The following is a 25,147-nucleotide window of genomic DNA, read 5'->3' on the forward strand; positions in this document are numbered from 1 at the left end:
TCGACGGCGGGGCTCGGTGCGTTCCCAGGCCGCGGTCAGGACCTGGCGATGGTCCAGGGCCCATCGGCGTCCACGGCGAGCACCACCGTGCCCCCGGGCAGGATCGTCTCGCCGGTGTACGAGCCGATCTCGTTGGCCAGCAGGCTGGGGAAGTCGCCGTAGCCCCACACCGCGAAGTTCCCCTCCCCCTCATGAGTCAGCGTCACCGGGGTGAGCCCTTCGGCCGCACCCTCGACCAGGACGACGGCGGCGCCGTCGGCGGAGTAGGTGCCGGTGCCGTCCCAGGACGGCGCGGTCGCCAGCGGAGCGGAGCTCACCGTCCACTGACCGTCCGCCTCGATCCGGAGGGCCACGGCCTCGTCGCCGTCCAGGAAGTTCAGCGGGTGGACGCCGGAGTAGGCGCCGATCTCGTTCGCCAGCAGACCGATGTCCTGGCCCTGGGCGCCGACCGACCACACCGCGAAGTTGCTGGACCCGTCATGGGTGAGCCGGACGACGCGGGCGTCGGTCGCGGTCAGCATCACCACGGTGGCCCCGACGCCGGAGTGCTCCTCGACAGGCGGTGGGGCGGGGGCCGGCTCAGGCGTCGACTCGGGCGTCGACTCGGGCGTTGCCGGTGCGGAGGTGGTGGCGCCGGCGGAGGACCCGGTGGCCGCGGTGCGGCCCGGGTCGCCGCCGCCGCCCGTGAGGGCAGCCGCGATGACGACGCCCACCACGACGACCATCCCCAGCGCCCACCAGCGGAGGTACCCACCCGTCCGCCCACCGGGGTCGCCAACGGCTCCACGCGGCGGTCCGCCCGGGAGCGGCTCACCGCGTGGCGGCTGACCGTAGGGGACGTGGTGGCCGGGCGGTGGCCCGTACCCGGGCGGTGGCCCGTAGCCGGGCGGTGGTCCGTAACCCGGCGGCGGTCCGTATCCGGGCGGCGGTCCGTAGCCAGGCGGGGCTCCGTAGCCGGAAGGGACTCCGTGCCCGGGCGGCGGTCCGTAACCGGGTGGCGGTCCGTACCCAGGCGGCGGCCCGTACCCCGGGGGCGTGCCGTAGCCGGGAGGCGGTCCGTAGCCGGGCGCAGGTCCGTGAGCCGGGGGCGGGTCGTCGGCCGGTGGCGGGTCGTGGGCCGGTGGCCGGGGCGGCAGTGGTTCGTCCACCGGCCGCGGCGCGTAGGAGGGCGGCAACGCCAGGACCGGCTGCCCGCTGGCCGGGGACGGCGGCTCGGCAGCCGGGGGCTCCGGCGCGGGTGGGTCCGGCGGGGTCGACCCGTCCCGCGGAGTGGTGTCGCCGTGGCTCGGGCGGTGGCGACGCCAGCCGGGCGGCAGCGAGTCGTCGGGCAACGGTGGCTCCTCGTCGGGCGGACAGCCACGGGAAGCTACCCCGGCCCCGGCGCCCGTGGGGGTCCGCGGATCCTGCTCCGTCGGCCCGCGGATGCCCGGTCACACCGGGCCGTCGGGGCGCCGATGTACGGGTCGTGACTGCTGACCTCGAGGACTGGATCTCCGATCTCACCGGTGGGGAGCCGTCCGTGCGCCGACTCAGGAAGCGGCTGGAGGCGACGCTGGACGGGTCGCTCGTCGTGCGGTCGACCCGGGACCGCGACGGTGACCGGCAGGCCGCCCCGGCCGACGTCCGCGTCGATCAGGTGACCGCGGCGACGACCTGACGTGCCCGAGGCCTGACCGGAGGGCGACGTCCCCGCCGACAGGGGTGGCCCCTCCCCGGGCCAGGCGAGGACACCCCGCACGGAGAAGCGTCGCCGACGGCGGGATCTGAGGGCGGCGACCTGGGCAGCGGTCCTCGGCTCGGTGTCGACCGCGGTGACGGGTGGGCCCATCGCCCACGCGCTGAACGCGCAGCCGCAGGACCCTCGGCCCGCGCTCGGAGGACCGGGCCGCCCGGTCGGAGCCGGCCCTGTCCGGGTGAGACGGACCTCGTCCCCGGTCAGCCGACGGGCGCGGCCTTCCGCACGGTGAACTTCGGCGTCGAGCCGAGGGTCTGCGCGACCACGCAGTACCGCTCGGTCAGCGTGGCCAGCTTCTCCAGCGTGGCGTCGTCGGCGTCGGTGTCCAGGTCGGCGAGCACCTCGATCTCGCGCATGCCCACCGGCGCCTCGCGGGAGACGCCCAGGGTGCCGCGGGCGTCCATCTGCCCGCGGGCGGTGAACGAGGCGCTGCGGACCTCGACGTTCATCGCCGTCGCCACGCTGCGCAGGGTCACCCCGGCACAACCCAGCAGCGCCTGCAGCAGCATGTCCCCGGAGCAGGCGTCCGACCCGTCACCGCCGGTGGTCGGGTGCAGGCCGGCGCGGACCGGGCCGGCCCAGGTGTCCACGGTCGCGGTCACGCCCGGGTCGGTCCACGCGGCGTGCGCCTCCATCGGCGCGCACGCGGCCTCCGGCTCCTCCCGGTAGCGCTGCTTGATCGGGGCCTGCAGAGCGCGGAGTTCCGCGGCGTCCATCTGTCCTCCAGTGGGGTCCGAGGCCTCCCGGACGGCGACCGGCCGCCGGAGGATTGTGTCCTCCCGATCGTGGCCCACCCCGCACCGCGCGGCCACACCGGCTGCAGCTCCCCCTGTCTGGGCGGTGGCGGCCCGCCGTTGTGCGCCGATGTCGTCTCGACGTCCCCGACGCAGCCATCAGGGCACAACGGCGGAGGCGCGAAGGACTCTTGTGCAGCCGAGCGGGGCCTCACGATGCTGGCGACTGGGGGACCGGCGCGTGCGAGCACGGGAGCGGACATGGCTGCGAATGTCGTCCGGCCATCGAGCGAAGGGACCGGCGTCGCGGAACGAGTCACGGCGCTGGCCGGCGCGGCCTCGGTCGTCGTCGCGTTCGTGGGCATCTCGTTCGCGGACGTCGGTGGCAAGGGCCTCGACCCCACAATGACCCCGGAGACGCTCGCGGGCGGGCTGCACGAGCACGTCGACGCACTCACCACCGGAGCGTCGCTGCTGTCCCTCGCCGCGGTCCTGGCCGTCCTCTTCGCCGGCCCGCTGTGGTGGCGGTTGCGGGCTGCCGCCGGATGGGTCGCCGCCATGGGGGTGGCCGGGGCGGTCCTGGCCGGCACCCTGTGGATCGACCTCGCCGCCGAGAGCATCGCCCTGGCCACCGCGGCCGACCTGGGTGACGGCGTCACGGCGCGCGTGCTGTTGACCGCCGGGTGGGAGAGCGCCCGGATCGGCGCGGTCCCGTCGCTGGTCATGGTCACCGCGGCAGTGGTCGCCGGCTTCGGGTACGGGGTCTTCGCCGGCTGGTTCCGCTGGTTCAGCGCCTTGATGCTGGTCCCCCTGGTCGTCGCCCTGGCTCCGGTCGGGCCGGCCGGACTGCTGGGCTTCACGTCCGGCGGCCTGTGGGTCCTGGTGGCCTCCCTGCACTTCGCGATGCAGGAACCCGCCCGCTGACGGGTCGCGGCCACGTCGGTGTCAGGGGTCGACGTAGCGGTCGCGTTCGACGAGGAACTGGCCGGTGGCGGTGTTGGCGTCGATGAAGTCCGGCAACAGCGGGATCCGCACGGTCACGGTCACGCAGACGGAGAACTCCTCCCCCGGCGTCAGCGCCGGCGCGTAGCTGCCCGCCGCACCACATCCACCGCCCACCGGGGCATAGCCCAGCACCACGTCGGTCACCTGGACAGACTGGTCGGCCACCGCCACCCGCACCGCCGCCTCCGCGCGGGACTGGCCGGTCGCCGGGTCCGGCGCGGTGCCCATCGCCCGCCCGGCCTCCCGCGCCGCCGCGTTCGCCGCGAACACCCCGCGCTGCACCGCGGAGAACCCGGCCACCACGTAGACCAGCGGCAGGAACACCACCAGCGCGATGAAGACGAACTCCACGATCGCCGACCCGCGCTCACCATCGTCCGGGCAGGCGGACCTCACGGTGCCTCCTCGACCGCCCGACCGGTCACCGACAGCGGCAACAGGTCCCCCAGCGCGGCGAACAGGCTCGGCACCGCACCCGAGCACCGGACGACGACCAGCGTCAGCCCGCTGTCGTCAACCTCCTGCACCGACGCGCACGCCAACCCCGCCGCCGTCCGCTCCGAGGTGGCCCGGGCGACGACCTCCAGCGTCCGCGGAGCACCCACCGACGCCGGCACGTCCGCGTTGGCCGCGTAGCGGGCGCCCTCCTGGGCGCTGGCCACCACCACGTTGCGCACGTGCACGTACACCGCGACCTGCAGCACCGCGAGCAGCAGCGCGACCACCAGCACGCCGACCAGCACGAAGTCCACGACCGCGCTGCCCCGCTCGCACTCCCCCGCCGGCTGCGGTGCAGGGTCCCGCGTTGGCCCCCGTGCAGGGTCCCGCTGCGAGCTTGCGAGGAGCGGGGGGCACGGGGGTCCTTTACTAGCCGGCACTCGTGACGGAGCTCAGCGCGTTCTGCACCGCCTCCACGATCGCCGCCCGGAACGGCACCAGGATCGCCAGCACCAGGGCCGCGGTCATCACGGTGATCATCACCCAGCCGGGCACGTCACCCCGCTCGGGGTCCTCGCCCCGCACCCGCGCGACCAGCGCAGCCAGTGCGGTCATCAGGAACGCGTACATGCGCATCCGTCGTCCTTCCTCCTCCTGTGGGCCACCGGCGTCACTGCGCCAGCGAGACGATGCTGATCAGCCCCGGGAACAGGGCGAACAGGACGGTGACCGGCAGCACCAGGAAGACGACCGGCACCATCATGGCGATCTCCTTCCGGCCGCCGGCCTCCAGCAGCCGCCGCTTGCCGGCCTCCCGGACGTCGGCGGCCTGGGCGCGCAGTACCTCGGCCAGCGGCGTGCCGCGCTCGATCGCGACCACCAGGCCGTCGACGAACCGGGCCAACGCGTCCAGTGACGTGCGGTCGGCCAGCTGCTGCAGCGCCTCGACCAGCGGCACCCCGGCGCGTGCCCGGCCCAGCGCCGCACCGAGCTCGCGGGCCAGTTCCCCGCCGGACAGCCGGGTCACCCGGGCCATCGCCGCGGTGGGGCTCTCCCCTGCCGTCACCGCCAGCGCCAGCAGCTCGGCGACGACGGGGAACTCGGCCAGCAGCAGTTCCTCGCGGCGCTGGACCTGCTGGGTCAGCCACCAGTCCCGCCCGAGCACCCCGCCCACCAGCCCGGCCACGCACAGCAGGACGGCGGACAATACGTTGACCGACCCGGCCAGCGCGGCACCCAGGACGGTCAGCCCCGCGCCGGCGAGCAGGCCCAGCGCGCCCCACACCACCTGCTCGACCCGGAAGTCCTCGACGGTGGCGTCGGCGCCGAGCGCGTCCAGCCGCCGGCGGACGGCGACCCGCCCGCCGAGCAGCCGGTCGACCCGGTGCGCCCCGTCGGCCAGCGCCGGGCCGAACACCCGCCGGGCCGCGGACAGCAGCCCCGGCTCGGTGGCGGTGCCCAGCAGCCGGGACGGCGCCGGGGCGTCGGAGACGTAGGGCGCCAGCCGGTCCACCAGCCGCACCTGCCGGAACGGCGGGGCGTAGGAGACGGCCAGCAGCAGGCCGGTGGAGGCGAGCAGCCCGAGCAGCATCCCCAGCAGACCGGCGCTCACGATGGCCGCCCGTCGCTCACTGGAGCACCCGCACGTCCTGCGGCAGCCGACCGATGCGCAGCATCAACCGGTAGGCGGCTCCGCAGACGACGCCGCCGCCGACCAGCAGCGCCGTCCCGACCGGGCTGTCGTAGGCGGCCAGCGTCTGCTGCTGGGTCGCCAGCAGGAGCAGCACGATCCACGGGGCAGCGACCGCCAGCCGGGCGGCCTGGACCACCCAGCCCTGCCGGGTCTCCAGCTCCGCGCGGGCCCGGGCGTCCTCGCGCAGGAAGGACGACAGCGTCCGCAGCACCCGCCCGAGGTCGCTGCCGCCGACCTCGCGGGCCACCCGCAGCGTCTCGACGATGCGGTCACCCACCGGGTCGGCCAGGTCGTCCTTGAGCCGGTCGAGTGAGTCACTGAACCGACCGGTCGAGCGATGGTCGGCGGCGAACCGGGAGAACGCCGGGCGCAGGACCTCCGGGCCGCGGACGCCCAGCGCCGCCAGCGCCTCCGGCAGCGACAGTCCGGCCCGCACGGCCGAGGTCAGGTTGTCCACCACCTCCGGCCACACCTCGCGCAGGTCGGCCCGCCGCCTGGCGGCCAGCCGCCGGACCAGCAGGTGCGGCACCGCGGCCCCGAAGGCACCGAACACCAGGCTGATCGTCACCGTCCGGGTGGTCGCCAGGACCAGCACCATCGCGGCCACGCCCAGCGCGACCTGCAGGGCCACCAGCTGGACGCCGTTGATGCCGGTCAGCCCGGCCGCGGACAGCAGCCGCTGACGCCGGCCGGGACGGCGATCGCCGTCCCGGCGCCGGGGCGCGCGGGGACCGCTGCGCCAGACCAGCAGCAGCCCGACGCCCAGGACGAGGCCCAGCAGCCCACCCGGGACGCTCATGCGGCCGGCTCCCCGAGCAGCCCGGCCAGGTCCATGCCCAGGGCGGAGAAGCGCTCGGGGTGCGGCGGGTAACCGTCGGCGCGGACCAGCCGCCCGTCGCGGGTGGTGAACAGGTCCGCGGTCTCCACCACGCTGCCCTCGGTCCGGCCGGGCAGGGCGACGACCTCGCACACCCGCCGCTGACCGGTCGGGTCGGTGCCGACGTGCACCACCAGGTCCACGCTGGAGGCCACCGTCGGGACGACGAACGCGTGCCCGATGTTCTCCCCGGCCAGCAGCGGCAGCGTGCACATCTTCACCACGGCCTCACGGGCGCTGTTGGCGTGCAGCGTGCACATCCCGGGCAGCCCGGAGTTCAGCGCGATGAGCAGGTCCAGGCACTCCTCCTGGCGGACCTCGCCCACCACGAGCCGGGAGGGCCGCATCCGCAGCGCCTCCTTGACCAGCCGCCGCAGCGGGATCTCCCCGGCACCCTCGAGGTTGGGTTGACGGGTCTGCATCGCCACCACGTCGGGCAGCGGCACCCGGAGCTCGAAGACCTCCTCGCAGGTCACCACCCGCTCGCGGGCGGGGATGGCCGCGCACAGGCAGTTGAGCAGCGTCGTCTTGCCGGCCTGGGTGCCGCCGGAGACCAGGATGTTGAGCCCGGCGGCGACCGCGGCCTCCAGGAACCGGGCCACGTGTGCCGGCAGGGTCCCCAGCGCCACGAGCTCGTCGAGGCTGTGCGCCTGCAGCACGAACTTGCGGATGTTGACCGCCATGTGCCGGCGGGTGATGTCCGGGATGACCACGTGCAGCCGCGACCCGTCGGGCATCATCGCGTCCACGAACGGCGTCGACATGTCGATCCGGCGCCCCGACGTGCGCAGCATCCGCTCGACCAGGTCCGCCAACTGACCCGCACCCAGGATCGTGGTGGTCAGCTCACTGCGGCCACGGCGGGCGACGAAGACGCGGCCCGGCTCGTTGACCCAGATCTCCTCGACCTCCGGGTCGTCCAGGTACCGCTGCAGCGGACCGAAGCCGGCCACCCGGTCCAGCACCTCCCGCACCACGGTCTCCGGGTCCGCGATCGGCGGCAGCGCCGAGGACAACGACCGCTCGGAGTAGTCGGCGACCACGTCGCGCACCAGCAGCCGGACCGGCACCGGGTCGGTGAACGGGTCCAGCCCGCGTCGGCGGATGAGCTCCCGGACCTCGCCGTCGACGACCTCGACCGGACTGGTCACACTCGGCACGACACCCCCGCTGACCAGCCATCCCGACGATTGAGTCCGGTGACTGTAAGCGAGGTGCAGGGGGTCCTGCCGAGCCCTTGTGGACGAACCGTGACGTCATCGGCGCCCGGTTCACCTGATCGGGTGAACGCCGAGGCGATTGCGCGACGCTTTGTCACTCCCGGTGACCTGGCGTCACCACCTCGGTGCTCGGAAGTCGGCGGTCATCCGCGTCCGCGCCGGCTGGTCACAGGCTCGGTGCCCGCTGGTGGAAGTCGGTCGCGCCCTGGAACGCGGCACCCACCCGGAACAGCGTGCTCTCGTCGAACGGGCGACCAATGACCTGCATGCCGATCGGCAGGCCGTCCGGGTCGAACCCGCAGGGGACGGCGAGCGACGGCAGCCCGGTGAGCGACGGGACGCCGGTGAACTGCATGATCGCGGCCAGCATGTCCTCCTCGAGGCCCGTCTCGATCTCGACGAGCGTCTCCCCGATGCGCGTCGCGGTGAACGGCAGCGTCGGGCAGACGAAGACGTCGACGGACTTGAAGGCGTCCATGAACTCCGCGCGGAGCACCGAGCGGTAGCGCTGCGCCTGGATGTAGTGCGTGGCCAGGTGCAGCTCGCCCAGCTCCAGCAGCAGCCGGACGTCCTCCCCGTAGTCCTCCGGGCGCTCGCGCAGCCAGCGCTGGTGGTAGGTGCTCGGCTCGCAGGACTCCACGGTGAGCTGGGCGGAGATGTTGCCGTGGATGTGCTCGGCGGTCACCTCGATCAGCGTGGCGCCCAGCCCCGTGAGGGTGTCCAGGGCGGCCGTCACGGCCTCGTGCACGGGTGCCTGCAGGTGGTGGAAGAAGTAGTCGGGGATCACGCCCACCCGCAGTCCCCGGACCCCGCGGCCCAGGTCGCTGGTGTAGTCGACCACCGGGACGTTCGCCGTGCCCGTGTCCTTGGGGTCGTGACCGGCGATCGCGTTGAACATGACGGCGCAGTCCTCGACGGTCCGGGCCATCGGGCCGACGGTGTCCATGCTCCACGCCAGGGGGATGACGCCCGCGTTGCTCACCCGGCCGATCGTCGGCCGGATCCCCGCGATCCCGTTGACGGCGGACGGCAGCCGGATCGACCCGCCGGTGTCCGTGCCGAGGGCGCCGAAGCACGTCCGGGCGGCGACGGCCGCACCGGATCCACCGCTCGAGCCGGCGGGGAACCGCTCGACGTTCCAGGGGTTCCGCACGAACCCGTAGTGCGGGTTGGCCGACGTGCCGCCCCAGGCGAACTCGTGCATGTTGGTCTTGCCCACGATGACGGCGCCGGCGCCCTTGAGCCGTTCGGCGACCGTCGCGTCCTCCTCCGGTCGCCAGTCCTCGAGGATCTTGCTCCCCGCGGTGGTGACCTGACCACCCAGCCCGATGTTGTCCTTGAGGGCGATCGGCAGACCGTGCAGGGCCCCCAGCCGGTGCCCCGCCATGAGCATCGCCTCAGCGGCCTTGGCCACCTGGCGGGCCTGGTCGGCGTACACCGCGATGTAGGCACGCAGGTCGTCGTCGACGGCGTCGATCCGGGTCAGGCAGGCGTCCACCAGCTCGACCGGCGACACCTCCTTGGTCCGCACCAGGCCGGACGCCTCGGTGAGCGACAGGTCGAGCAGTGCCGTGTCGGCCATGGGTCCTACTCCGCGATCTCGTTGGCGGCGGCCGGGGCGGAGAAGACGGTGATGGGCGTGACCGTCAGGTGCTCCAGCGCACTCATCTTGTGGTTCAGGTCGTTGGCGGCCGCGAGCCACTCGCCCAGTTGCGCGGCCACGAGCGGCAGCCGCTCGTCGGGGATGGGCAGCCCGGCCGCCTTCGCCAGTGCCCGGACGCCCTCGTCGTCCACCGGTCCTCGTGCCTGCATCGTCGGCTCCTTCCTCCTCCGTCGTGCCTGGGTCGCCGGCTGGGGTGCCCGGCGGGAACGTCCGGCGCTGACCTCGTCGGGTCAGACGCCCAGGTACTCGTGCTGCAGGTCGCGGTCGGCCAGCACGTCGTGGGCCGGCAGGTCCCGGACGATGCGTCCCTTGTCCATCAGGTGGGCGTGCTGGGCGATCTTGGCGGCGAACTCGAGGTTCTGTTCGACGAGGACGACGGTGATGCCCTGCTCCTCGTTGACCCGCCGGACGTGGCCGGCGATCTGGTCCACGATCGAGGGCTGGATCCCCTCGCTCGGCTCGTCGAGGAGGAGCACCGTGGGACGGGTCATCAGCGCCCGGCCCAGCGCCAGGATCTGCTGCTGCCCACCGCTCAGCCCACCTCCCGGCAGCGCCGACTTCTCCGCCAGCACCGGGAACTGCTCCAGGACGCCGTCCAGGGTCGACCGCCAGTCCTTCTCCCGCACGCCGTACGCGGCGACCCGGAGGTTGTCCAGCACACTGAGCCCGGGGAAGATGTCGCGGCCCTGCGGGACGTAGGCGATGCCGCGGCGGGCCCGTTCGTAGGGCGGCAGCTTGGTGATCTCGTCGTCCCCCAGCCACACCCGGCCGGACATCAACGGCAGCTCGCCGATCAACGCCCGCAGCAGCGTCGTCTTGCCTACGCCGTTGCGGCCGAGGACGGCGACGCGCTCCCCCTGCTCGACCCGCAGGCTGAGCGACTCCAGGATCGGGGTGCGGCCGTAACCGGCCCGCCCCTCCTCAATCCGCAGCACCGGCGGTCACCGCCCTTCCCAGGTAGATGTCGAGCACACGCTCGTCGCTGCGCAGCTCCTCGATGCTTCCGCGGGCGAAGACGCTGCCCTCGTGGAACATCGTGACCGGTGCGTCCAGGACGCGGACGAACTCCATGTCGTGCTCGACGACGATGACCGTCGCGTGCTCGGCGACGGCGCGGATCAGCTCGACGGTGCGCATGGTCTCCTCCCGGGTCATGCCGGCCGTCGGCTCGTCCAGCAGCATGACGACGGGCTCACCGGCGACGACCATGCCGATCTCGAGCCACTGGTGCTCCCCGTGCGACATCTCGCTGGCCGGGACGGCTGCCCGGGAGGTCATGCCCAGCCAGGCCAGGATCGCCGCTGCGCGCTCGTCGGCGGCGCGGACGTCCCGGGAGCGGGCGTAGCCGGCGAGCCAGACGTTCTCGAAGGCGGTGAGCGGGCCGTAGTAGCTGGGGACCTGCAGCTTGATGCCCATCCCCAGCCTCGCCCGGGCGTCGGGCCGCAGCTTGGTGATGGTCCTGTCCCCGAGCCGCACCTCTCCGGCGGTGGGCGGGTACCGGCCGACGAGCAGGTTGAAGCAGGTGCTCTTGCCGGCGCCGTTCGGCCCGATGAGGCACTGCACGCTGCCGGCCGGGAAGTCGACGGAGACACCACGCAGGGCGCGGACGCCGCCGAACCGCTTCTCGAGGCCGGTCGCGACCAGCGACTTCAGCTCCGACCCGCTGCGCCGGCTGCCCAGGACGTCCTGGGCCTGGGCGGCGGTCACCGACGTCCGTGGTGCGGCTGGGGTCCGGCGCAGCCGCGGGAACGCCCGCTGCACCAGGCGCGTCGCGCTGGGCACGACACCGGCCGGCAGGAGCAGGACGACGACGATCAGGACCAGCCCGAGGACGATGGGCGTCAGCTCACCTCCGCCGCCACCGAGCGCCGAGGACAGCCCCTGCACGATCGCGACTCCCACGAACGCGCCGATCAGCGAGTCCTTGCCGCCGACGAGCACCCAGATGGCGACCAGGGCCGCCTGCTGGAGGCCGAAGACCACCGGGTTGATGAACATCCCCCAGGCCGCGTACAGGCCACCCGCCAGTCCGGCGATCGCGCCACCGAGGGCGAAGGCCGCGAGCTTGTAGCGGCGGACGTCGTACCCCAGCAGCTGGGTGCGCAGCTCGTTCTCCCGGACCCCGGCCAGCACCCGGCCGAACGGCCGGCGCAGCAGCACCCGGAGGCCCAGGGCGATGACCACCGCCAGGGCGATGCACAGCATGAACAGCGTCCGGGGGTCGAGGAACACGTCCCCGACGAGCACCGGCGGGACGCCGATCATGCCGTTGTAGCCGCCGAGCAGCGCGTCCCCGATGTGGTAGCTCGGGTCAGCGGTGCTGGACATGAAGGTGAGCAGGACGAGCGTCACGGCCAGCGTGATGATCGCGACGTACACGTCGCCCACGTTGCCGTAGAAGATGAAGTAGCCGAGCAGCGCCGCGACCATCGCCGCCACGACGGCTGCGATCGCCAGCGCGCTCAGCGTCTCGCCGGTCTGCAGCGAGAAGTTGATCCCGGCGATGCTGTAGGCGTAGGCGCCGATCCCGAAGAAGGCGGCCTGGCCGAAGCTGAAGATGCCGCCGTGACCCCAGACGAACGTGAAGCTGAGCGCCAGCAGCCCGTAGATGACCCACAGGGACCACTCCTGCGCCCGGAAGTCGGGCACCGAGAACGCCACCAGGGCGCCGACCGCCAGGAGCACCGCGCCCAGGGGGATCTCCCGGGGCATGCCCAGCACCCGCGCCAGCGGCGACCGCCGGGGCTCGTCGTCCACGGTCGCGCCGGTCGTGCCGCTCACAGCTGGCTCCGGAACCGACCGGAGATCCCGGTCGGCAGCACCCGCAGCAGCACGATCGCGACGACGAGCAGCATCGCCGTCCCCAGGAACGAGGTGGTCAGGTTCGACACGATCGAGTCGACGCTCCCGAGCAGTCCGGCCGAGGACGCCGTACCCGTCAGGACCCCGGGGCCCCCGACGACGACCGTCATGAAGGCGCGCCCGACATAGGCCTGCCCCATGGTGGGGACGACGCCCGCGACCGGCGCCAGCAGTGCGCCCCCGGCTCCGGCCAGCGCCGCACCGAAGGCGAACGTGAGCATGTTGAGCCGTTTGGCGTTGATGCCGATCGCCGACGCCATCTTGGGCAGCTGGGTGGCGGCCCTCGCCATGGTGCCGTACCGGGTCCGGGTGAACACCCAGAACACCACGCCGAGCAGGACCACCGCGGCGACGACGAGCATCAGGTTGTACTGCGAGACGGAGTACCGCCCGATCTGCACGCTGCCCATCGGCGTCGGGATCCCCTGGGTCGCCGGCCCGTAGGCCAGGACGACGACCTGGACGAGGATCAGGCTCAGTCCCCAGGTGGCCAGCATGGTCGCGGCCAGCCGGCCGTAGAGGAACTGGATGAGGAGCCGCTCGACGAGCAGGCCGACGACCCCGACGGCCAGGGCCGCGAGCAGCATGGCGAGCCACACGTTGAGCCCGGCCCGTTGACCGCTCAGGGTGAAGAACGCCCCCAGCATCAGGAACTCGCCGTGCGCGAGGTTGATCACGCCCATCATCCCGAAGATCACGGCGAGCCCGATGGAGATGATGACGAGCAGGGACACGCTGGTGAGCAGTGAGAGGGCCAGAGTGGCCAGGCGGTCGGGTTGCATCCCCTACCTCCCACCCGCGCCGGGCCCGCAGGGCCGCGTCACGGCGTGAACTGCTCGTTGGTGTCCGGGTTCTCCACCAGGTCGCAGACCTCCTGCTCGTAGGACGGGGGCACCGCCTCGGTCGTCTCCACGACCGTGAAGCCGTTCTGGTCGTTGGTCTGCGCGATGCTCACGTTCTGGGTCACGTGGTGGGACGGGCCGTCCATCGTCACCGTGCCGCTGGGCGAGTCGATGCTCACCCCGGACTCCATCGCCTCCGTCACCGCCTCCGGCTCGAGGCTGTCGGCCTGGGTGACCGCTTCGGCCCAGAGGTGCCAGCCGTTCCACACGGCGACCGCGGAGTCGGTGACGGGCTCGTCGCCGTACGCCTCCTGCCACGCGGTGACGAACTCCTCGTTGGCGGGGTTCTCGACCTCCTGCACGTACGGGAAGGCGACGGTGATCCCCTTGGCCTCGGCGGGCGAGAGGACGACCTGCTCGTTGCCGAGCCCGAACGTGGAGGAGACGATCGGCATCTGCTCGCTGAGCCCGGTCGAGGCGAACTGCCGGTAGAAGGCGATGTGGTTCCCGCCCACGAGCAGGGACACCACGACGTCGGGCTGCGCGCTCTGCAGGTTGTTGATGACCGAGCCGAAGTCGGAGCTCTCCAGGGGGATGAACTCCGTGCCGACGACCTGGGCACCGGCCTCCTCGGCGTACTGCGTCACCCAGTCGGCCGAGATCCGGCCGAAGTTGTAGTCGGCGGCGACGACGTAGACGCTCTTCCCGTAGTTCTCCACCGCGTAGGGGACGAGGGCGGCGAGCTGCTGGGACGGGACGACGCCGGTGAGGAACGTGTTCTTGTCGCAGACCCCGCCCTCGTACTGCTCGTTGTAGAAGTAGGGGATCCCCAGCCGGTCGGCCACCGGCCGGATGGCCTCCCGGGAGGCGCTGGTGATCCCGCCCATGATCACCGACACCTGGTCGCGCTGGCCGAGCTGCGCGGCGTACTGGGAGTACTTCGCGTTGTCCGACTGCGCGTCGTAGCTGGTCAGCTCGAGCTGCCGGCCGAGGACGCCGCCGTTGTCGTTGATGTCCTTGATCGCGAGGTCGGTGGCGTGCGACATGGCGATGCCGTAGATGTTCAGCGCCCCCGTCTCGTCCAGGATGCTGCCCACGGCGATCGGACCGCTGCCGTCCCCGGCGTCCCCACCGCCTCCCGAGCCGCCGCCACAGGCGCTGGTCACCAGCATCAGCGCCGCGCCGCCGGAGGCGAGCGCTGCCGTGCGGCGTCGGACGGACCGGCTGGCCGGGATGTGCTTCATGGGGGTCCTTCCATCAGGGGGGTCGAGGGCCGTTCGAGGGGACTCAGCGACCCGGTGGTGGCGGCGGACGGGTGTCGCCGTCGCCGGCCGTGCGGGAGCGCCGGAACTGGACGTCGCGGTAGTCGGAGAGGCGATCGGCGAGGCGCTTCTTGAGCTCCAGCCGCTTGGCCTTGCCGGTGGCGGTGTACGGCACGTCGTCCCCGAAGACGACCACCTTGGGCCGGCGGGCGTAGTCGAGGTACCGGGCGCAGTGGGCGAGGATCTCCTCCTCGGTGACCTCCGCCTGGGGCACGACGTAGGCCGCCACCTCCTCGCCGTAGAAGCGGTTCTCGAAGGGGATGGCGAGCGCGTAGCGGACCGCGGGGTGGCTGACCAGCACCGCGTCGATCTCGAAGGGCGAGAGGTTCACCCCGCCGCGGATCAGCAGCTCCTTCATCCGGCCGGTGATGAAGAAGAAGGGACGCCCCCCGGGACCGTCCTGCCAGAAGCCCTCGTCGCCGCTGTGGAACCAGCCGTCCCGGAACGCCTCCCGCGTCGCCTCGGGCTGCCCCGCGTACCCCTGCATCACCACCGCCCCGCGGACGGCGAGCTCTCCGCGGACGCCGGCCCCCACCGGCCGGCCGGTGTCGTCCAGGACGGCGACCTCGGCGTGCGGGAGCGCGGGACCGACGCTGGGGAACCCGTACTCCCGGTGCCAGCGCCGGCGTTCCTCGTCGGGGAGCCGGGGCGTCAACGTGACGACGGCGGTCGTCTCGGAGAGCCCGTAGAGGTGCCGGACCGGGACGCCCAGCCGTTGCTCGGACTCCAGCACGGTCTCCACCATCAGCGGCCCGGCGCCGCAGACGAACTCGCGGAAGTGTGCCGGGGCGGTGCCCGCGGAGTGGAGCAGGAACTCCAGCAGGGACGGCACCACACTGCAGACGTCCGCCCGCTCGGCGTCGACGTCGGCCCAGAACCGCTCGCTGCGGAACCGGTCGCACAGGACCGTGGACAGCCTCGCGTACCAGGGGACGAGGCTGCTGACGACCAGGCCGTTGACGTGGTGGACGGGCAGCACGGTGATCACCCGGGTGCCCGGCGCCCAGTCCAGGCCGGCGGCCAGCGCGTCGCAGTCGGTCAGCAGGTTGGCGGCGGTGAGCACGACGCCCTTGGGCTCACCGGTGGTGCCGCTGGTGTAGACGCGCAGCGCCGGCACCTCGAGCCCGGCGTCGGACGACGACCCGGCTCCCGTGCCGGGTCGTCCGTCCGGCGACGGCGTGCCCGTCCCCGCGGGCAGCTCTGCCGTGGCGGCCAACGGCACGCCGGTCGCCGCCCGCAGCGCCTCGGCCAGGTCGCGGTCACCGTCCCGGTGGACGAGCAGGGCCGCGGAGGAGTCACGGAGGATGTAGACCTGCCGGTCCTCCGAGTCGCCGGGGTTGAGCGGCGCGCAGCAGGCGCCGAGGACCCAGGACGCGTAGGCGAGGGCGAGCGCGTCAGCGGTGTTGCCGGCGAGGGTGGCGACGACGTCCCCGGCCTCGACGCCCCGCCCGCGCAACCAGTCGACGGTGGCGAGGACCCGGTCCACCCACTCGGTCACCGACCACTGGTGCCGGGCGCCGCGCTCGCCGTCCAGCTCCACGAGGAACAGCGCATCGCCGTCCGTCCGCGAGAGGAAGAACGCGGCGAAGCTCTCCCACTCGGGACGGAAGTCGTCGACGGCTGTGCGCGGGGTCACACCGGGGAGGTTATGGCCGGGGCCACCGTCACCCTATGGACGTCGTCCCACACCGGCGGCGCCTCGGGTGTGCACCGTCACACCGGGCGGGTCGCCGGGCTCCTCGCCCCGAGCTCCAGGCGCCGCAGCCGCAGGGCGAGGCGGATCTCCAGGGCGCGGTCGCCCTGCCGCCAGGTCGGGCCGAGGACCGCATCGACCCGGTCGAGTCGCTGGTACAGGGTGTTGACGTGCACGAACAGGCTGCTGGCCGTGCTGGCGGCGTTCCCGTCGTGCTCGAAGTACTGCTCGACGGTGTCGAGCAGGGCCGTCCCCCGGTGCGCGTCGTACCGCTCCAGGGCGCCGAGCGTCCCGGCGAGGAGACCCCGCACCTGCTCGCGGTCGGCCTCGCTCAGCAGGAGCCCGTAGATGCCGAGCTCCTGCGGGGTGCCGCCCTGGCCCTCCCGGCCGAGCGACACGAGCGCTCGGGCGCACCGGCGCGCCTGCCGCTCGGCGCCGGACACGTCCGCCAGGTCGACCAGCGGACCGGCCGCGCCCACCGTCACGGCGGTCGGTGACGCCTCGTTCAGCCGCCGGGCGGCCACCTGCGCGATCTCGGCGGCGTCACCACCGGGGACCAGCAGCACGACCGAGCCCCCGTAGGTCGTGACCAGGCCGCGCACTCCCCGGGCCAGGTGCGTCGCCTCGGCCCGGACCTGGGGCGCGATGCCCGGCGTCCCGGTGATCGCGACCAGCACCGTCACCGGGCAGTCGAGGTGGACCCCGGTCAGCTCGGCCCGCCGGCGGACCGACTCCATGTCCGCGACCGGGGCGCGGAGCAGCTCGGTGAGCAGTTCCCCGCGCACCCGGTTCTCGGCCTCGTCGCGGGCCCGCTCGTTGAGCCGCAGCAGTGCCGTCACGGTCGCGGCCCGCTCCAGTGACCGGGTGTCGGCCTCGCCCAGCTCCGGCCCGACGAAGACGAGGGAACCGAGGTAGTCGCCTCCCGCCATCACCGGGGCTGCCCGCGCGACCGCGCCGTCCAGTGGCGCCCGTGCCGACCGGAACGACGACCTGGCCTCGTCCAGGACGCTGACGACCTCCGGGCGGAGGGGGTCGGCGGACGCGCGGTCGGCGGTGGGGACGTGCGGACCGCCGCCCGCCACCGCGGCACCGCCGGGCCTCGCGCACGCATGCGCGGCCACCCTCCCGTCGACGTCGACGACCATCAGGACACCGCCCAGGACGTCGGCCACCGTGCACGCCAGGTCGTGGACGCCGCCGCCGGCCACCAGGATGTTGGTGAGCCGCTCGTGCATCCCGGTCGCGCGCTCCAGCGCCTCGTTGTGCTCCTCGATCACGGACTTGGCCCGGGTCAGCGAGGCGAGCGCGTCCCGGGTCTCCTGGAACAGCGACGCGTTCTCGATCGCGATGGCCGCATGTGCCCCCAGCGAGGACAGCAGCAGGACCTCGTCCTGACTGAACGAACGGGGATGCCGGTCCGCGGCGAAGAGCACCCCGATCACCCGCCGGCCGATCTTGAGCGGGACACCGAGGATGGCGATGAGCCGCTCCTCGTCGACGATCGCGTCGATGGCGTGCTGGTACCTGCTGTCCTGCAGGTAGTTGCCCGTCCACTGAGGGGCCGCGGTCTGCGCGACGAGCCCGCCGAGCCCGATGCCCATCGGCAGCCGGATGTCGTTGAAGTGGGGGCTGACCGTCCGGTCGGTCACCCGCATGTAGGTGTCGCCGCGCTCCTCGTCGATCAGCATCAGGTAGGCGACGTCGGTCTGGAGGAGTTGCCTGCTCCGGCGCACGATGGCGTGCAGGACCTTCTCCAGGTCCCGCAGCGAGGACAGGTCGCCGGCGGTCTCGTAGAGCGCGGCGAGCTCCCGGGCCCGCCGTTTGTGCCGTTCCAGGAGCGACCGCAGCCGGATGGCGACGTCGATCTGGCCACGCACCTCCGCGGACCCGACCTCGTCCCGCGCATCGGCTGCCTGCGCCGCGTCGGCGAGGGCCTTCTCGAAGACGTCGATGGGGACGTCGTCGAGGAGCAGCGTCATCAGCTGCTCGGCCACGGAACCCACGGGGTCATGATGCCGGGTCCGGGCGCGCCGGTGAGCTGCGGCGACGCCGCTCCGCGCCGTCCACCGCGACCGACCCGGTGGACGGCGCCGGGCTGCCAACCCGGGGCGAGGGCACCCGGCCCCGTCAGCCGACGGGCGCCGTCTTCCCGACCGTGGACCGCGGCGTCGAGCCGAGGTCCAGGCGGCGTCCGCCTCGGTCGGCCGGTCAGCCGAGCAGGTCGGTGAGCACCGTCGCGAGCGCCGAGGCGCCACGCTCGCAGTCGACGTCCTCCGCGTGCTCGGCCGGCGAGTGCGACACCCCCGTCGGGTTGCGCACGAACAACATCCCGGTGGGGACCACGCGCGCCGGCCGGGCGGCCCCGACAACTGCGGCGTCGTGCCCGGCCCCGCTCACCAGCACCGGCAGCGACCCGGCACCCAGCCCGGCCAGGGTGTCCCCCGCCGTCAGGCTGCGGTGCATCCGGTCCCGCAGCCCGGCGTCCAGGTGCACCGCGGGGTTGACCGACTCCTGCACGACCTCCACCCCGCAGCCCTCCGCCGCCGCGGCCGCGCGGGCCGCGGCGCCGATGTCCTCGACCAGCGCGCTGGTGGCGGCCTCGTCGGGGCCGCGGGCGTCCAGCCAGAGGTCGACGGAGTCGGAGATGACGTTCGTGCCCCCCGGGTGCGGGAGCACCCGGCCGATCGTGGCCCGCAGCAGCTCGGCGGCCGCCGCGACCCGGCGGGCGGCCAGCACGGTCTCCGCCGCGGGCAGCAACGGGTCGGACCGGTCGCCCATCGGGGTGGCCCCGGCGTGGTTGGCCTCCCCCGTGAAGCTGATCCGCCAGCGGCCGTTCGCCAGCACGGTCGAGCCCAGCGCGAGCGGCTCACCGAGGTCGATGAGCCCCCGGCCCTGCTCGACGTGCAGCTCGACGAAGCACTCGATGCCGGCCAGCCGCTCCGGGTCGGGGCCCAGGCGGGCCGGGTCGAGCCCTGCTCCGGCGGCGGCCTCGGCCAGCACGACGCCGTCGGGGTCGCGCAGCGCCCGGGCCGCGTCCGGGTCGGTGGCGCCGGTCAGCAACCGGGAGCCCAGGCAGGCCACCCCGAACCGGCCGCCCTCCTCCTCCGCCCAGACCACCAGCGCCAGCGGGCGCCGCGGCTGCACCCCGGCGGCCCGCAGCAGGTCCACCGCCCGCAGCGCCGACACCACCCCGAGCACGCCGTCGAAGGCACCGCCACCGGGCACCGAGTCCAGGTGCGAGCCGGTGACGACGGCGCGCTCCCCCGCCGCGACGCCCGCCGGCCGCCACCACGCCCACAGGTTGCCGTTGCGGTCGCGCTCGACGTCCAGCCCCCGGGCCAGTGCCTCGGCGGTGAACCACTCGCGCATGGCCGTGTCGGCGCCGGTGAACAGGTGCCGGGAGTACCCGCCCCGCTGCCGGTCGCGGCCGGTGTCGGCCAGCGCGCCGAGGAGCTGGGGGACCGTCGGGCCGGGGTCGGTCGTCGTCATGAGCTCACCCTTCTGCGGGCAGCGCGCTCCAGACCTCGCCGATCTGCCGGCCGGTCGCCAGGTCGAACCGGTGCCGCATGAGCAGCAGCGAGGCGTCGTGCTGGGCGGGGTCGTCACTGGCGACGCAGTCCTCGGCGAGGACGACGTAGTGGTCGCTGAACATCGCGTCGCGGGCCGTCGACTCCACGCACCCCTCGGTGGTGCACCCGGCCACCACGACCGTGCGGATGCCGTTGCTGCGCAGCAGCAGCTGCAGGTCGGTGCCCCAGAACGCGCTCGAGCGGTGCTTGTGCACCACGAGCTCGTCGGGCAGCGGCGCGACCTCGGCGACGAACTCGTGCCCCGCCGTCCCGGGCAGGGTGTAGCGCAGCGGCGGGCCGCCCGCGCGGGCCGTGGCGTGCATCCGCAGGTTGAACCGCAGCTGCGCCGGGGAGTCGCTGCGGCGGCCGGGCAGCGTGGTGTTCTGCACGTGCACGACCAGCGCGCCGGCGCGGCGGGCGGCGGCGAGCAGCGCCGCGAGCCGCGGCCGCATGTCCTCGTACATCGTGAGGTCGACGCCGAGCCGGCCGAACACCCCGTCGGGCTCCAGGAAGTCGCGCTGCATGTCGACCAGCACGAGCGCGGTGTGCCGCGGGTCCACCAGCTCGGCGAGCTCGGTGAGCACCTCCTTGCCCTCGACGAGGATCACGACGGCCAGATGGCGGTCAGCCCGCCGTCGATCGTCATCTGCTGGCCGGTGACGTAGCGCGCGGCGTCGGAGAGCAGGAACCAGATGACGTCGGCGACGTCATCGGGCTGGCCGACCCGGCCGAGCGGGATGCTCGGCGCCGATCGGACCAGGCCCTCGGGGCCGCCGGAGTTGACCGGGTCGAGCGACTGCGGTGACTCGATGACCCCGGGCAGCACCGCGTTGATCCGCACGCCGCGCGGCCCGAGCTCCAGCGCCGCGCTGCGGACGAACCCGAGCAGGCCGGCCTTGGACGAGGCGTAGGGGGTGTGCTCCCGCCAGCCGATCGCGGCGCCGGCGATGCTCGAGACGACCACCACCGCCCCGCCGGCGGGCAGCACCGGCACGGCGGCCCGCACCGTGCGCATCACCCCGGTCAGGTCGACGTCGACGATGCGGTGCCAGTCCTCGTCGGTGAGCTCCTCCAGCGGCGCGCGCTTGAGGATGCCGGCGTTGGCGACGACGGCGTCCAGCCCGCCGAACCGCTCGACCGTCGCGGCGACCGCCGCCGCCATCCCCGCGGTGCTGCGCACGTCGGCGTCCACCGCGAACGCCTTCCCGCCGGCGGCCTCGACCTCGGCCACCACCGCGTCGGCGTCGTACGGGTCGCCGGTGAAGGTCCCGACGGCGACGCCGGCGCCGCCGGCCGCGGCGCGCAGGGCCGTCGCGCGCCCGATCCCGCTGGCTCCCCCGGTGACCAGCACGGCTCTCACGAGAACATCACGTCGCCGCTGTTGGGACCGAGCGTCGCGCCGGTGTAGAGGTTCCCGCCCGGGGCACTGGCCAGCAGGACGGCGGTGGGCGCCACCTCGGCCGGCTCCCCGGAGCGCTTGAGAGGCAGCCCGGCCATCAGCGAGCTGGTCCACTCCTCGGACAGCTCGCCGCCCAGCGGTGTGTTGATCGGGCCGGGGGCGATGCAGTTCGCCGTCACCCCGGTGCCGCCGAGCTCCCGGGCCAGGGACTTGGTGAACCCGATGACGCCGGCCTTGGCCGCCGCGTAGTGCGCCAGCCCGGCGCCGCCGCGCTGGCCCACCTGCGAGGCGGTGTTGATGATCCGGCCGAAGCCGGACTCGACCATCGGCGGCACCGCGGCCCGGTTGCAGAGGAAGACGCTGCGCAGGTTGACCGCGATCATCTCGTCCCACATCGCCGTCGACATGTCGACCACGTGCGACTCGGTGAGGATGCCGGCGTTGGCGACCAGGACGTCGACCAGGCCGAGCCGGGCCCGTGCCTCGGCGAACATCCGCTCCACCTGCGCCTCGTCGGAGACGTCGGCGTGCACCTGGACGACCTCCGCCCCGAGCGCCTGGCAGGCGGCGGACACCTCGTCCAGCCCCGGCCCGGGCGCGCGGTCGGCGATCGCCAGCCGGGCGCCGGCCTCGGCGTAGGCGACCGCGATGGCCGCGCCGATGCCGCTGGCCGCCCCGGTGACCAGCGCGGTGCGGCCGCTCAGCACCCCGGCGGTCACGCCGCCAGCCCGAACACGCGCCGGGCGTTGCCACCGAGCACCAGCGCGCGGTCGGCGTCGCCGAGGTGCATCAGCTGCACTCGCTCCCGCTCGTAGGACATGTCCATCAGCGGCGCGGCACTGGCGAACATCAGCCGCTCGGCCCCGAACGTGGCGACCACTCCCTCCAGGAAGTCCTGCCGGTACATCCCGCTGGTCTGCACCACGACGTTGTCGTTGGCCAGCGCCAGCTCGGCGTCGAACCCCATGAGGCCGGAGATGTTGAACTGGCCGCCGTTGGTCAGCACGAACGGGTTGCCCGGCGCGAACTGCGCGGCCCGGCCGAGCTGCAGCGGCTCGGAGTAGAGGTGGAACCCGGCCGCCGCGACCACCGGCACGCCCAGCTCGGCGGCGGTCTCCACCAGCGGGCGGACCGCGTCGTCGTTGATCCGGAAGTGCTCCTCCCCCGGGTGCAGGTACAGCCCCCGGGCGCCGTTGCCCACCGCCCGCCGCACCTCGGCCACGGCGGCGGCGCCGTCCCACGGGTCGACCCGGGCCAGCGGCACCAGCCGGCCTCCCGAGGCGGCGGCCGCCTCGGTCACCGCGTCGTTCGCCGGCCCGAAGTCGGCGCCCTTCGGGTGCGCCGGGACGGCGATCGCCACGTCGGTGCCCACCGCCGCCATGCCGGCCAGCGCGGTCTCCGCGTCCAGCCGGTGGCCGAAGTGCGACGTCCCGAGGTGGACCAGCCCGTCGACGATCACGGCGTGAGCCCCAGCATCCGGTCGGCGTTGGCGCCGAGCACCTGGCCGGCGACCTGCTCGCCGAGCCCGGCGATCACCACCTTCTGCTTCTCCAGGGCCGGCGAGGCGACCGGCCCGTCGCTGCCGAACACGACCCGGTCCGCGCCGATCCGGTCGACCGCCGTCCTGATGCGATCCGGGTAGGGCATGGCGGAGGTCTCCAGCACAATGTTGCCGAAGCTCTCCGCCACGTCGATCGCCTCCTCGACGTGGAAGTAGCCCCCCATGTGTCCCAGCACGATGGTGGAGTCGGGGCAGGCCGCCGCCGTCTGGGCGATCGACAGCGGCGTGGTCATCGGCTCGTCGCCGCAGTGGAAGAGCGTGGGCACCCCGAGCTCCCCGGCGTGCCGGACCAGCTCGATGGTGTTGGCGCCGCCCGGGTGCTGCAGCGTCGAGACCGGGTGCAGCTTCAGGCCCTTGAAGCCCAGCTGCTGCACGGCCCGGGTGAGCAGGTCCTTCGACGTCTCCAGCAGCGCCGGGTTGAGCCGGAGGAAGCCGTAGAGCCGCCCGGGGAACTCCTCGCACGCCTCGGCGATCAGCTCCAGGCCCGCCGGGTTGAGACCCGGCAGGTCGGTGAGCGTCATGACCGCGGCCCGCTCGACCCCGGCCTCGTCCATGGCCCGGATGCAGTCCGCGGCCGACATCTGCCATCCCAGCGCCGTGGAGTTCTCGATGTGCATGTGCATGTCGAAGATCATCTGGCTGGTCCCCCGGGTCAGGCGAAGCTCGCCTTGTGGTAGTAGGAGTAGCCGGTCGCGCCGAAGTGCACGTCCTGCAGGTTGTTGACCCCGGAGTAGATGCCGCTGACGTTCCACAGCGGCAGGAAGATCGCGTCCTCCATCAGCCTGGTGGTGATCGCCTCGTAGGCCGCCGTCCGCTGCTCGGTGTCCACGATGGCGTTGGCCGCGGTGATCGCGGCGTCGATCTCCGGATTGCTGTAGTGCGCCCAGTTGAAGCCGCTGGCGATCTGGTCGCTGGAGACCAGGCCCTTCATCAGGAAGGGGTCGACGTCGTAGTAGAAGATCGCCGACAGGTTCTGCACGCCCTGGTTGTAGGACGCCGCCGCCGTCGTGAACGGCTGGGACGTGGTGTTCGAGGTGAACCCGACCTCCTTGAGCGCGTTGACCACGAACTGGGTCGGCAGGTCGAAGCCGTTGGCGGTCTGGATCAGGATGTCCAGCGTCAGCGGCTGGCCGCCCTTGCTGCGGGTGCCGTCGGCACCGGCCACCCAGCCGGCCTCCTCCAGCAGGCTCTTGGCCTTCTCCGGGTCGTAGGCGTACATCGAGTCGACCTCCTCCGCGTAGCCCGGCGTCGTGGGCGTGAGGAAGTTGTGGGCCGGGGTGTAGGCGCCGCGCAACGTGCCCTCGACGAGCTTGTCCTGGTCGACGGCGAAGAGGATCGCCTGGCGCACCCGGACGTCGTCGGTCGGGCCCTTGGTGACGTTGATCGGGTAGCCGTACGGCTGGCCGGTGGACGGCACGTCGTAGTGGGTCAGCTGGTCCGAGCCCTTGATCGACTCGATGGTGTCCGGGTCGAGGTTCATCGCCATCTGGATCTGCCCGCCGCGCAGCGCGTTGTAGCGCGCGTTGGTGTCCAGCAGGATCTTGAAGGTCAGCGTCTCCAGGGTCGCCGGGCCGGCCTCACCGAAGATCGACGGGCCCCAGGCGTAGTCGGCGTTGCGCTCGAGGGCGACCCGGTCCTGGTTGACGTACTCGACGAACTTGAACGGGCCGGTGCCGGTCGGGTGCGCGGCCACCTCGGCGGCGCCGTACTCCTCGATGGCCGCCGGTGACTGCATGCCGAACAGCACCGTCGTCATCGAGCGCTCGAACGCCGCGTTCGGCGCGCTGAACACCACCTGCGCGGTGTACTGGTCGACGACGACCGTCTCCTTGTACGGCCCCAGCGAGCCGATGGCGCTGCGCGACTTGGTGGCCGGGTCGACGACGTGGTCGAAGTTGGCCTTCACCGCGTTGGCGTCGAAGGGGGTGCCGTCGTGGAAGGTCACGTCCTGGCGGAGCTTGAAGGTGTAGCTGGTGGCGTCCGGGGAGACCTCGTAGCTCTCGGCCAGGCCGGGGTAGAACTCGTTCTCCCCCTCCTCGTTCGGCAGCCACCAGAACAGCGGGTCGAAGATGTGCGAGATCATCATCGACACCATCGCCAGGCCGGTGGCGGCCGGGTCCAGCGAGTCGGGCTCCTGGTACACGCCGACCGTCAGGGTCTTCGTGCCGCTGGCCGGGCCGCCCCCGCCGCCGCCGGAGGAGCCGCCGCAGGCACTCAGCAGGGAGCTCAGGCCCAGCCCGATCAGCCCCGCTCCGCCCGCCTTGAGCACGTCGCGACGGCTGAGGGGCGCCCGGAAGGACGCGCCGAACGTCGTGGCGTCCGGTCCGGCCGACATGTCAGCGTGGCTCATTGACTTCTCCGTTCATCGGGGTGGACCAGGGGTCGGGGGCCGGTCGGTCCCGGACGGCGGTGCGGCCGGTCGGAGCGGGGGTCGGTCACGGGCGTGAGGAGGCCGCCGAGCGGCACGGCCGGCTGACCGTGCCCCGGGGGCGCCGTCCGACCCGTCACTGGCCACCTCCGGTCGTGGGTTGGCG

At 73.3% G+C, this 25,147-nt stretch carries 25 protein-coding genes; 2 read left to right on the forward strand and 23 right to left on the reverse strand.

Features of this window, described 5'->3' with window-relative positions; translation table 11 throughout:
• Window positions 1–35 precede the first annotated feature (35 nt).
• Window positions 36–725: a hypothetical protein gene (locus tag ACWIX6_RS18430; protein ID WP_448613886.1), complete on the reverse strand. Its 690-nt coding sequence runs from the start codon at window positions 723–725 to the stop codon at window positions 36–38.
• A gap of 794 nt (window positions 726–1,519) precedes the next feature.
• On the opposite strand from ACWIX6_RS18430, the gene ACWIX6_RS18435 reads away from it, so the two are divergent.
• Complete coding sequence (locus ACWIX6_RS18435) at window positions 1,520–1,657, forward strand: hypothetical protein (RefSeq protein WP_448613887.1); 138 nt, start codon at window positions 1,520–1,522, stop codon at window positions 1,655–1,657.
• Window positions 1,658–1,935: 278 nt separating this feature from the next.
• Here ACWIX6_RS18435 and ACWIX6_RS18440 read toward each other — a convergent pair whose 3' ends face one another.
• The gene (locus ACWIX6_RS18440; RefSeq protein WP_448613888.1) at window positions 1,936–2,451 is read right to left on the reverse strand and encodes an OsmC family protein; all 516 of its coding nucleotides are present in this window, start codon (window positions 2,449–2,451) and stop codon (window positions 1,936–1,938) included.
• Window positions 2,452–2,730: 279 nt separating this feature from the next.
• Between ACWIX6_RS18440 and ACWIX6_RS18445 the strand changes: the two genes are divergently transcribed.
• Window positions 2,731–3,393, forward strand: coding sequence for a hypothetical protein (locus ACWIX6_RS18445; RefSeq protein WP_448613889.1), 663 nt, complete (start codon window positions 2,731–2,733; stop codon window positions 3,391–3,393).
• A gap of 21 nt (window positions 3,394–3,414) precedes the next feature.
• Here ACWIX6_RS18445 and ACWIX6_RS18450 read toward each other — a convergent pair whose 3' ends face one another.
• The 21 genes from ACWIX6_RS18450 to ACWIX6_RS18550 form a co-directional block, all read right to left on the reverse strand.
• Window positions 3,415–3,870, reverse strand: coding sequence for a hypothetical protein (locus ACWIX6_RS18450; RefSeq protein WP_448613890.1), 456 nt, complete (start codon window positions 3,868–3,870; stop codon window positions 3,415–3,417).
• The gene (locus ACWIX6_RS18455) at window positions 3,867–4,226 is read right to left on the reverse strand and encodes a TadE/TadG family type IV pilus assembly protein (protein WP_448613891.1); all 360 of its coding nucleotides are present in this window, start codon (window positions 4,224–4,226) and stop codon (window positions 3,867–3,869) included. Before ACWIX6_RS18455 ends, ACWIX6_RS18450 begins: the two co-directional genes overlap by 4 nt.
• Before the next feature lie 115 nt (window positions 4,227–4,341).
• Complete coding sequence (locus tag ACWIX6_RS18460) at window positions 4,342–4,548, reverse strand: hypothetical protein (RefSeq protein WP_448613892.1); 207 nt, start codon at window positions 4,546–4,548, stop codon at window positions 4,342–4,344.
• A 34-nt stretch (window positions 4,549–4,582) separates the two neighbouring features.
• Window positions 4,583–5,524, reverse strand: coding sequence for a type II secretion system F family protein (locus tag ACWIX6_RS18465; protein ID WP_448613893.1), 942 nt, complete (start codon window positions 5,522–5,524; stop codon window positions 4,583–4,585).
• Window positions 5,525–5,540: 16 nt separating this feature from the next.
• Window positions 5,541–6,404 (reverse strand): type II secretion system F family protein, encoded by an 864-nt coding sequence (locus ACWIX6_RS18470; protein ID WP_448613894.1) that lies wholly within the window; start codon window positions 6,402–6,404, stop codon window positions 5,541–5,543.
• Window positions 6,401–7,633, reverse strand: a complete 1,233-nt coding sequence (locus ACWIX6_RS18475; protein WP_448613895.1) for a CpaF family protein — start codon at window positions 7,631–7,633, stop codon at window positions 6,401–6,403. Before ACWIX6_RS18475 ends, ACWIX6_RS18470 begins: the two co-directional genes overlap by 4 nt.
• A gap of 235 nt (window positions 7,634–7,868) precedes the next feature.
• Complete coding sequence (locus ACWIX6_RS18480) at window positions 7,869–9,284, reverse strand: amidase (RefSeq protein WP_448613896.1); 1,416 nt, start codon at window positions 9,282–9,284, stop codon at window positions 7,869–7,871.
• A 5-nt stretch (window positions 9,285–9,289) separates the two neighbouring features.
• Window positions 9,290–9,514: a hypothetical protein gene (locus ACWIX6_RS18485; RefSeq protein ID WP_448613897.1), complete on the reverse strand. Its 225-nt coding sequence runs from the start codon at window positions 9,512–9,514 to the stop codon at window positions 9,290–9,292.
• A gap of 81 nt (window positions 9,515–9,595) precedes the next feature.
• Window positions 9,596–10,300, reverse strand: coding sequence for an ABC transporter ATP-binding protein (locus ACWIX6_RS18490; protein ID WP_448613898.1), 705 nt, complete (start codon window positions 10,298–10,300; stop codon window positions 9,596–9,598).
• Window positions 10,287–12,146, reverse strand: a complete 1,860-nt coding sequence (locus ACWIX6_RS18495; RefSeq protein ID WP_448613899.1) for an ABC transporter permease subunit — start codon at window positions 12,144–12,146, stop codon at window positions 10,287–10,289. Before ACWIX6_RS18495 ends, ACWIX6_RS18490 begins: the two co-directional genes overlap by 14 nt.
• Window positions 12,143–13,009, reverse strand: coding sequence for an ABC transporter permease subunit (locus ACWIX6_RS18500; protein WP_448613900.1), 867 nt, complete (start codon window positions 13,007–13,009; stop codon window positions 12,143–12,145). The genes ACWIX6_RS18495 and ACWIX6_RS18500 overlap by 4 nt, the downstream gene beginning before the upstream one ends.
• A gap of 38 nt (window positions 13,010–13,047) precedes the next feature.
• The gene (locus ACWIX6_RS18505) at window positions 13,048–14,313 is read right to left on the reverse strand and encodes an urea ABC transporter substrate-binding protein (protein WP_448613901.1); all 1,266 of its coding nucleotides are present in this window, start codon (window positions 14,311–14,313) and stop codon (window positions 13,048–13,050) included.
• 43 nt (window positions 14,314–14,356) lie between these two features.
• Window positions 14,357–16,027 carry a class I adenylate-forming enzyme family protein gene (locus ACWIX6_RS18510; protein WP_448613902.1) on the reverse strand — a complete coding sequence of 557 codons (1,671 nt, stop codon included), beginning with the start codon at window positions 16,025–16,027 and terminating at the stop codon, window positions 14,357–14,359.
• Window positions 16,028–16,104: 77 nt separating this feature from the next.
• On the reverse strand, window positions 16,105–18,087 hold the full coding sequence (locus tag ACWIX6_RS18515; protein ID WP_448613903.1) for a helix-turn-helix domain-containing protein: 1,983 nt from the start codon (window positions 18,085–18,087) through the stop codon (window positions 16,105–16,107).
• A 205-nt stretch (window positions 18,088–18,292) separates the two neighbouring features.
• The gene (locus ACWIX6_RS18520) at window positions 18,293–19,573 is read right to left on the reverse strand and encodes an allantoate amidohydrolase (RefSeq protein ID WP_448613904.1); all 1,281 of its coding nucleotides are present in this window, start codon (window positions 19,571–19,573) and stop codon (window positions 18,293–18,295) included.
• Window positions 19,574–19,577: 4 nt separating this feature from the next.
• The gene (locus ACWIX6_RS18525; RefSeq protein ID WP_448613905.1) at window positions 19,578–20,261 is read right to left on the reverse strand and encodes a cysteine hydrolase family protein; all 684 of its coding nucleotides are present in this window, start codon (window positions 20,259–20,261) and stop codon (window positions 19,578–19,580) included.
• Window positions 20,258–21,013, reverse strand: coding sequence for an SDR family NAD(P)-dependent oxidoreductase (locus ACWIX6_RS18530; protein ID WP_448613906.1), 756 nt, complete (start codon window positions 21,011–21,013; stop codon window positions 20,258–20,260). The genes ACWIX6_RS18525 and ACWIX6_RS18530 overlap by 4 nt, the downstream gene beginning before the upstream one ends.
• Window positions 21,010–21,771, reverse strand: coding sequence for an SDR family oxidoreductase (locus ACWIX6_RS18535; protein ID WP_448613907.1), 762 nt, complete (start codon window positions 21,769–21,771; stop codon window positions 21,010–21,012). The genes ACWIX6_RS18530 and ACWIX6_RS18535 overlap by 4 nt, the downstream gene beginning before the upstream one ends.
• Window positions 21,768–22,511: an amidohydrolase family protein gene (locus tag ACWIX6_RS18540; protein ID WP_448613908.1), complete on the reverse strand. Its 744-nt coding sequence runs from the start codon at window positions 22,509–22,511 to the stop codon at window positions 21,768–21,770. The genes ACWIX6_RS18535 and ACWIX6_RS18540 overlap by 4 nt, the downstream gene beginning before the upstream one ends.
• On the reverse strand, window positions 22,508–23,248 hold the full coding sequence (locus tag ACWIX6_RS18545; protein WP_448613909.1) for an amidohydrolase family protein: 741 nt from the start codon (window positions 23,246–23,248) through the stop codon (window positions 22,508–22,510). Before ACWIX6_RS18545 ends, ACWIX6_RS18540 begins: the two co-directional genes overlap by 4 nt.
• Window positions 23,249–23,265: 17 nt before the next feature.
• Entirely contained in the window at window positions 23,266–24,963 is a 1,698-nt protein-coding gene (locus tag ACWIX6_RS18550) for an ABC transporter substrate-binding protein (RefSeq protein WP_448613910.1), read from the reverse strand.
• Window positions 24,964–25,147 lie beyond the last annotated feature (184 nt).

This window comes from Modestobacter sp. URMC 112, from assembly GCF_053502575.1.

What these genes read in the sequence shown, in the direction of transcription:
- ACWIX6_RS18430 (WP_448613886.1), bottom strand. Translation starts at nt 725, where the DNA reads ATGGTCGTCGTGGTGGGCGTCGTCATCGCGGCTGCCCTCACGGGCGGC.
- ACWIX6_RS18440 (WP_448613888.1), bottom strand. Translation starts at nt 2,451, where the DNA reads ATGGACGCCGCGGAACTCCGCGCTCTGCAGGCCCCGATCAAGCAGCGC.
- ACWIX6_RS18445 (WP_448613889.1), top strand. Translation starts at nt 2,731, where the DNA reads ATGGCTGCGAATGTCGTCCGGCCATCGAGCGAAGGGACCGGCGTCGCG.
- ACWIX6_RS18460 (WP_448613892.1), bottom strand. Translation starts at nt 4,548, where the DNA reads ATGCGCATGTACGCGTTCCTGATGACCGCACTGGCTGCGCTGGTCGCG.
- ACWIX6_RS18470 (WP_448613894.1), bottom strand. Translation starts at nt 6,404, where the DNA reads ATGAGCGTCCCGGGTGGGCTGCTGGGCCTCGTCCTGGGCGTCGGGCTG.
- ACWIX6_RS18480 (WP_448613896.1), bottom strand. Translation starts at nt 9,284, where the DNA reads ATGGCCGACACGGCACTGCTCGACCTGTCGCTCACCGAGGCGTCCGGC.
- ACWIX6_RS18485 (WP_448613897.1), bottom strand. Translation starts at nt 9,514, where the DNA reads ATGCAGGCACGAGGACCGGTGGACGACGAGGGCGTCCGGGCACTGGCG.
- ACWIX6_RS18500 (WP_448613900.1), bottom strand. Translation starts at nt 13,009, where the DNA reads ATGCAACCCGACCGCCTGGCCACTCTGGCCCTCTCACTGCTCACCAGC.
- ACWIX6_RS18505 (WP_448613901.1), bottom strand. Translation starts at nt 14,313, where the DNA reads ATGAAGCACATCCCGGCCAGCCGGTCCGTCCGACGCCGCACGGCAGCG.
- ACWIX6_RS18520 (WP_448613904.1), bottom strand. Translation starts at nt 19,573, where the DNA reads ATGACGACGACCGACCCCGGCCCGACGGTCCCCCAGCTCCTCGGCGCG.
- ACWIX6_RS18545 (WP_448613909.1), bottom strand. Translation starts at nt 23,248, where the DNA reads ATGATCTTCGACATGCACATGCACATCGAGAACTCCACGGCGCTGGGA.
- ACWIX6_RS18550 (WP_448613910.1), bottom strand. Translation starts at nt 24,963, where the DNA reads ATGAGCCACGCTGACATGTCGGCCGGACCGGACGCCACGACGTTCGGC.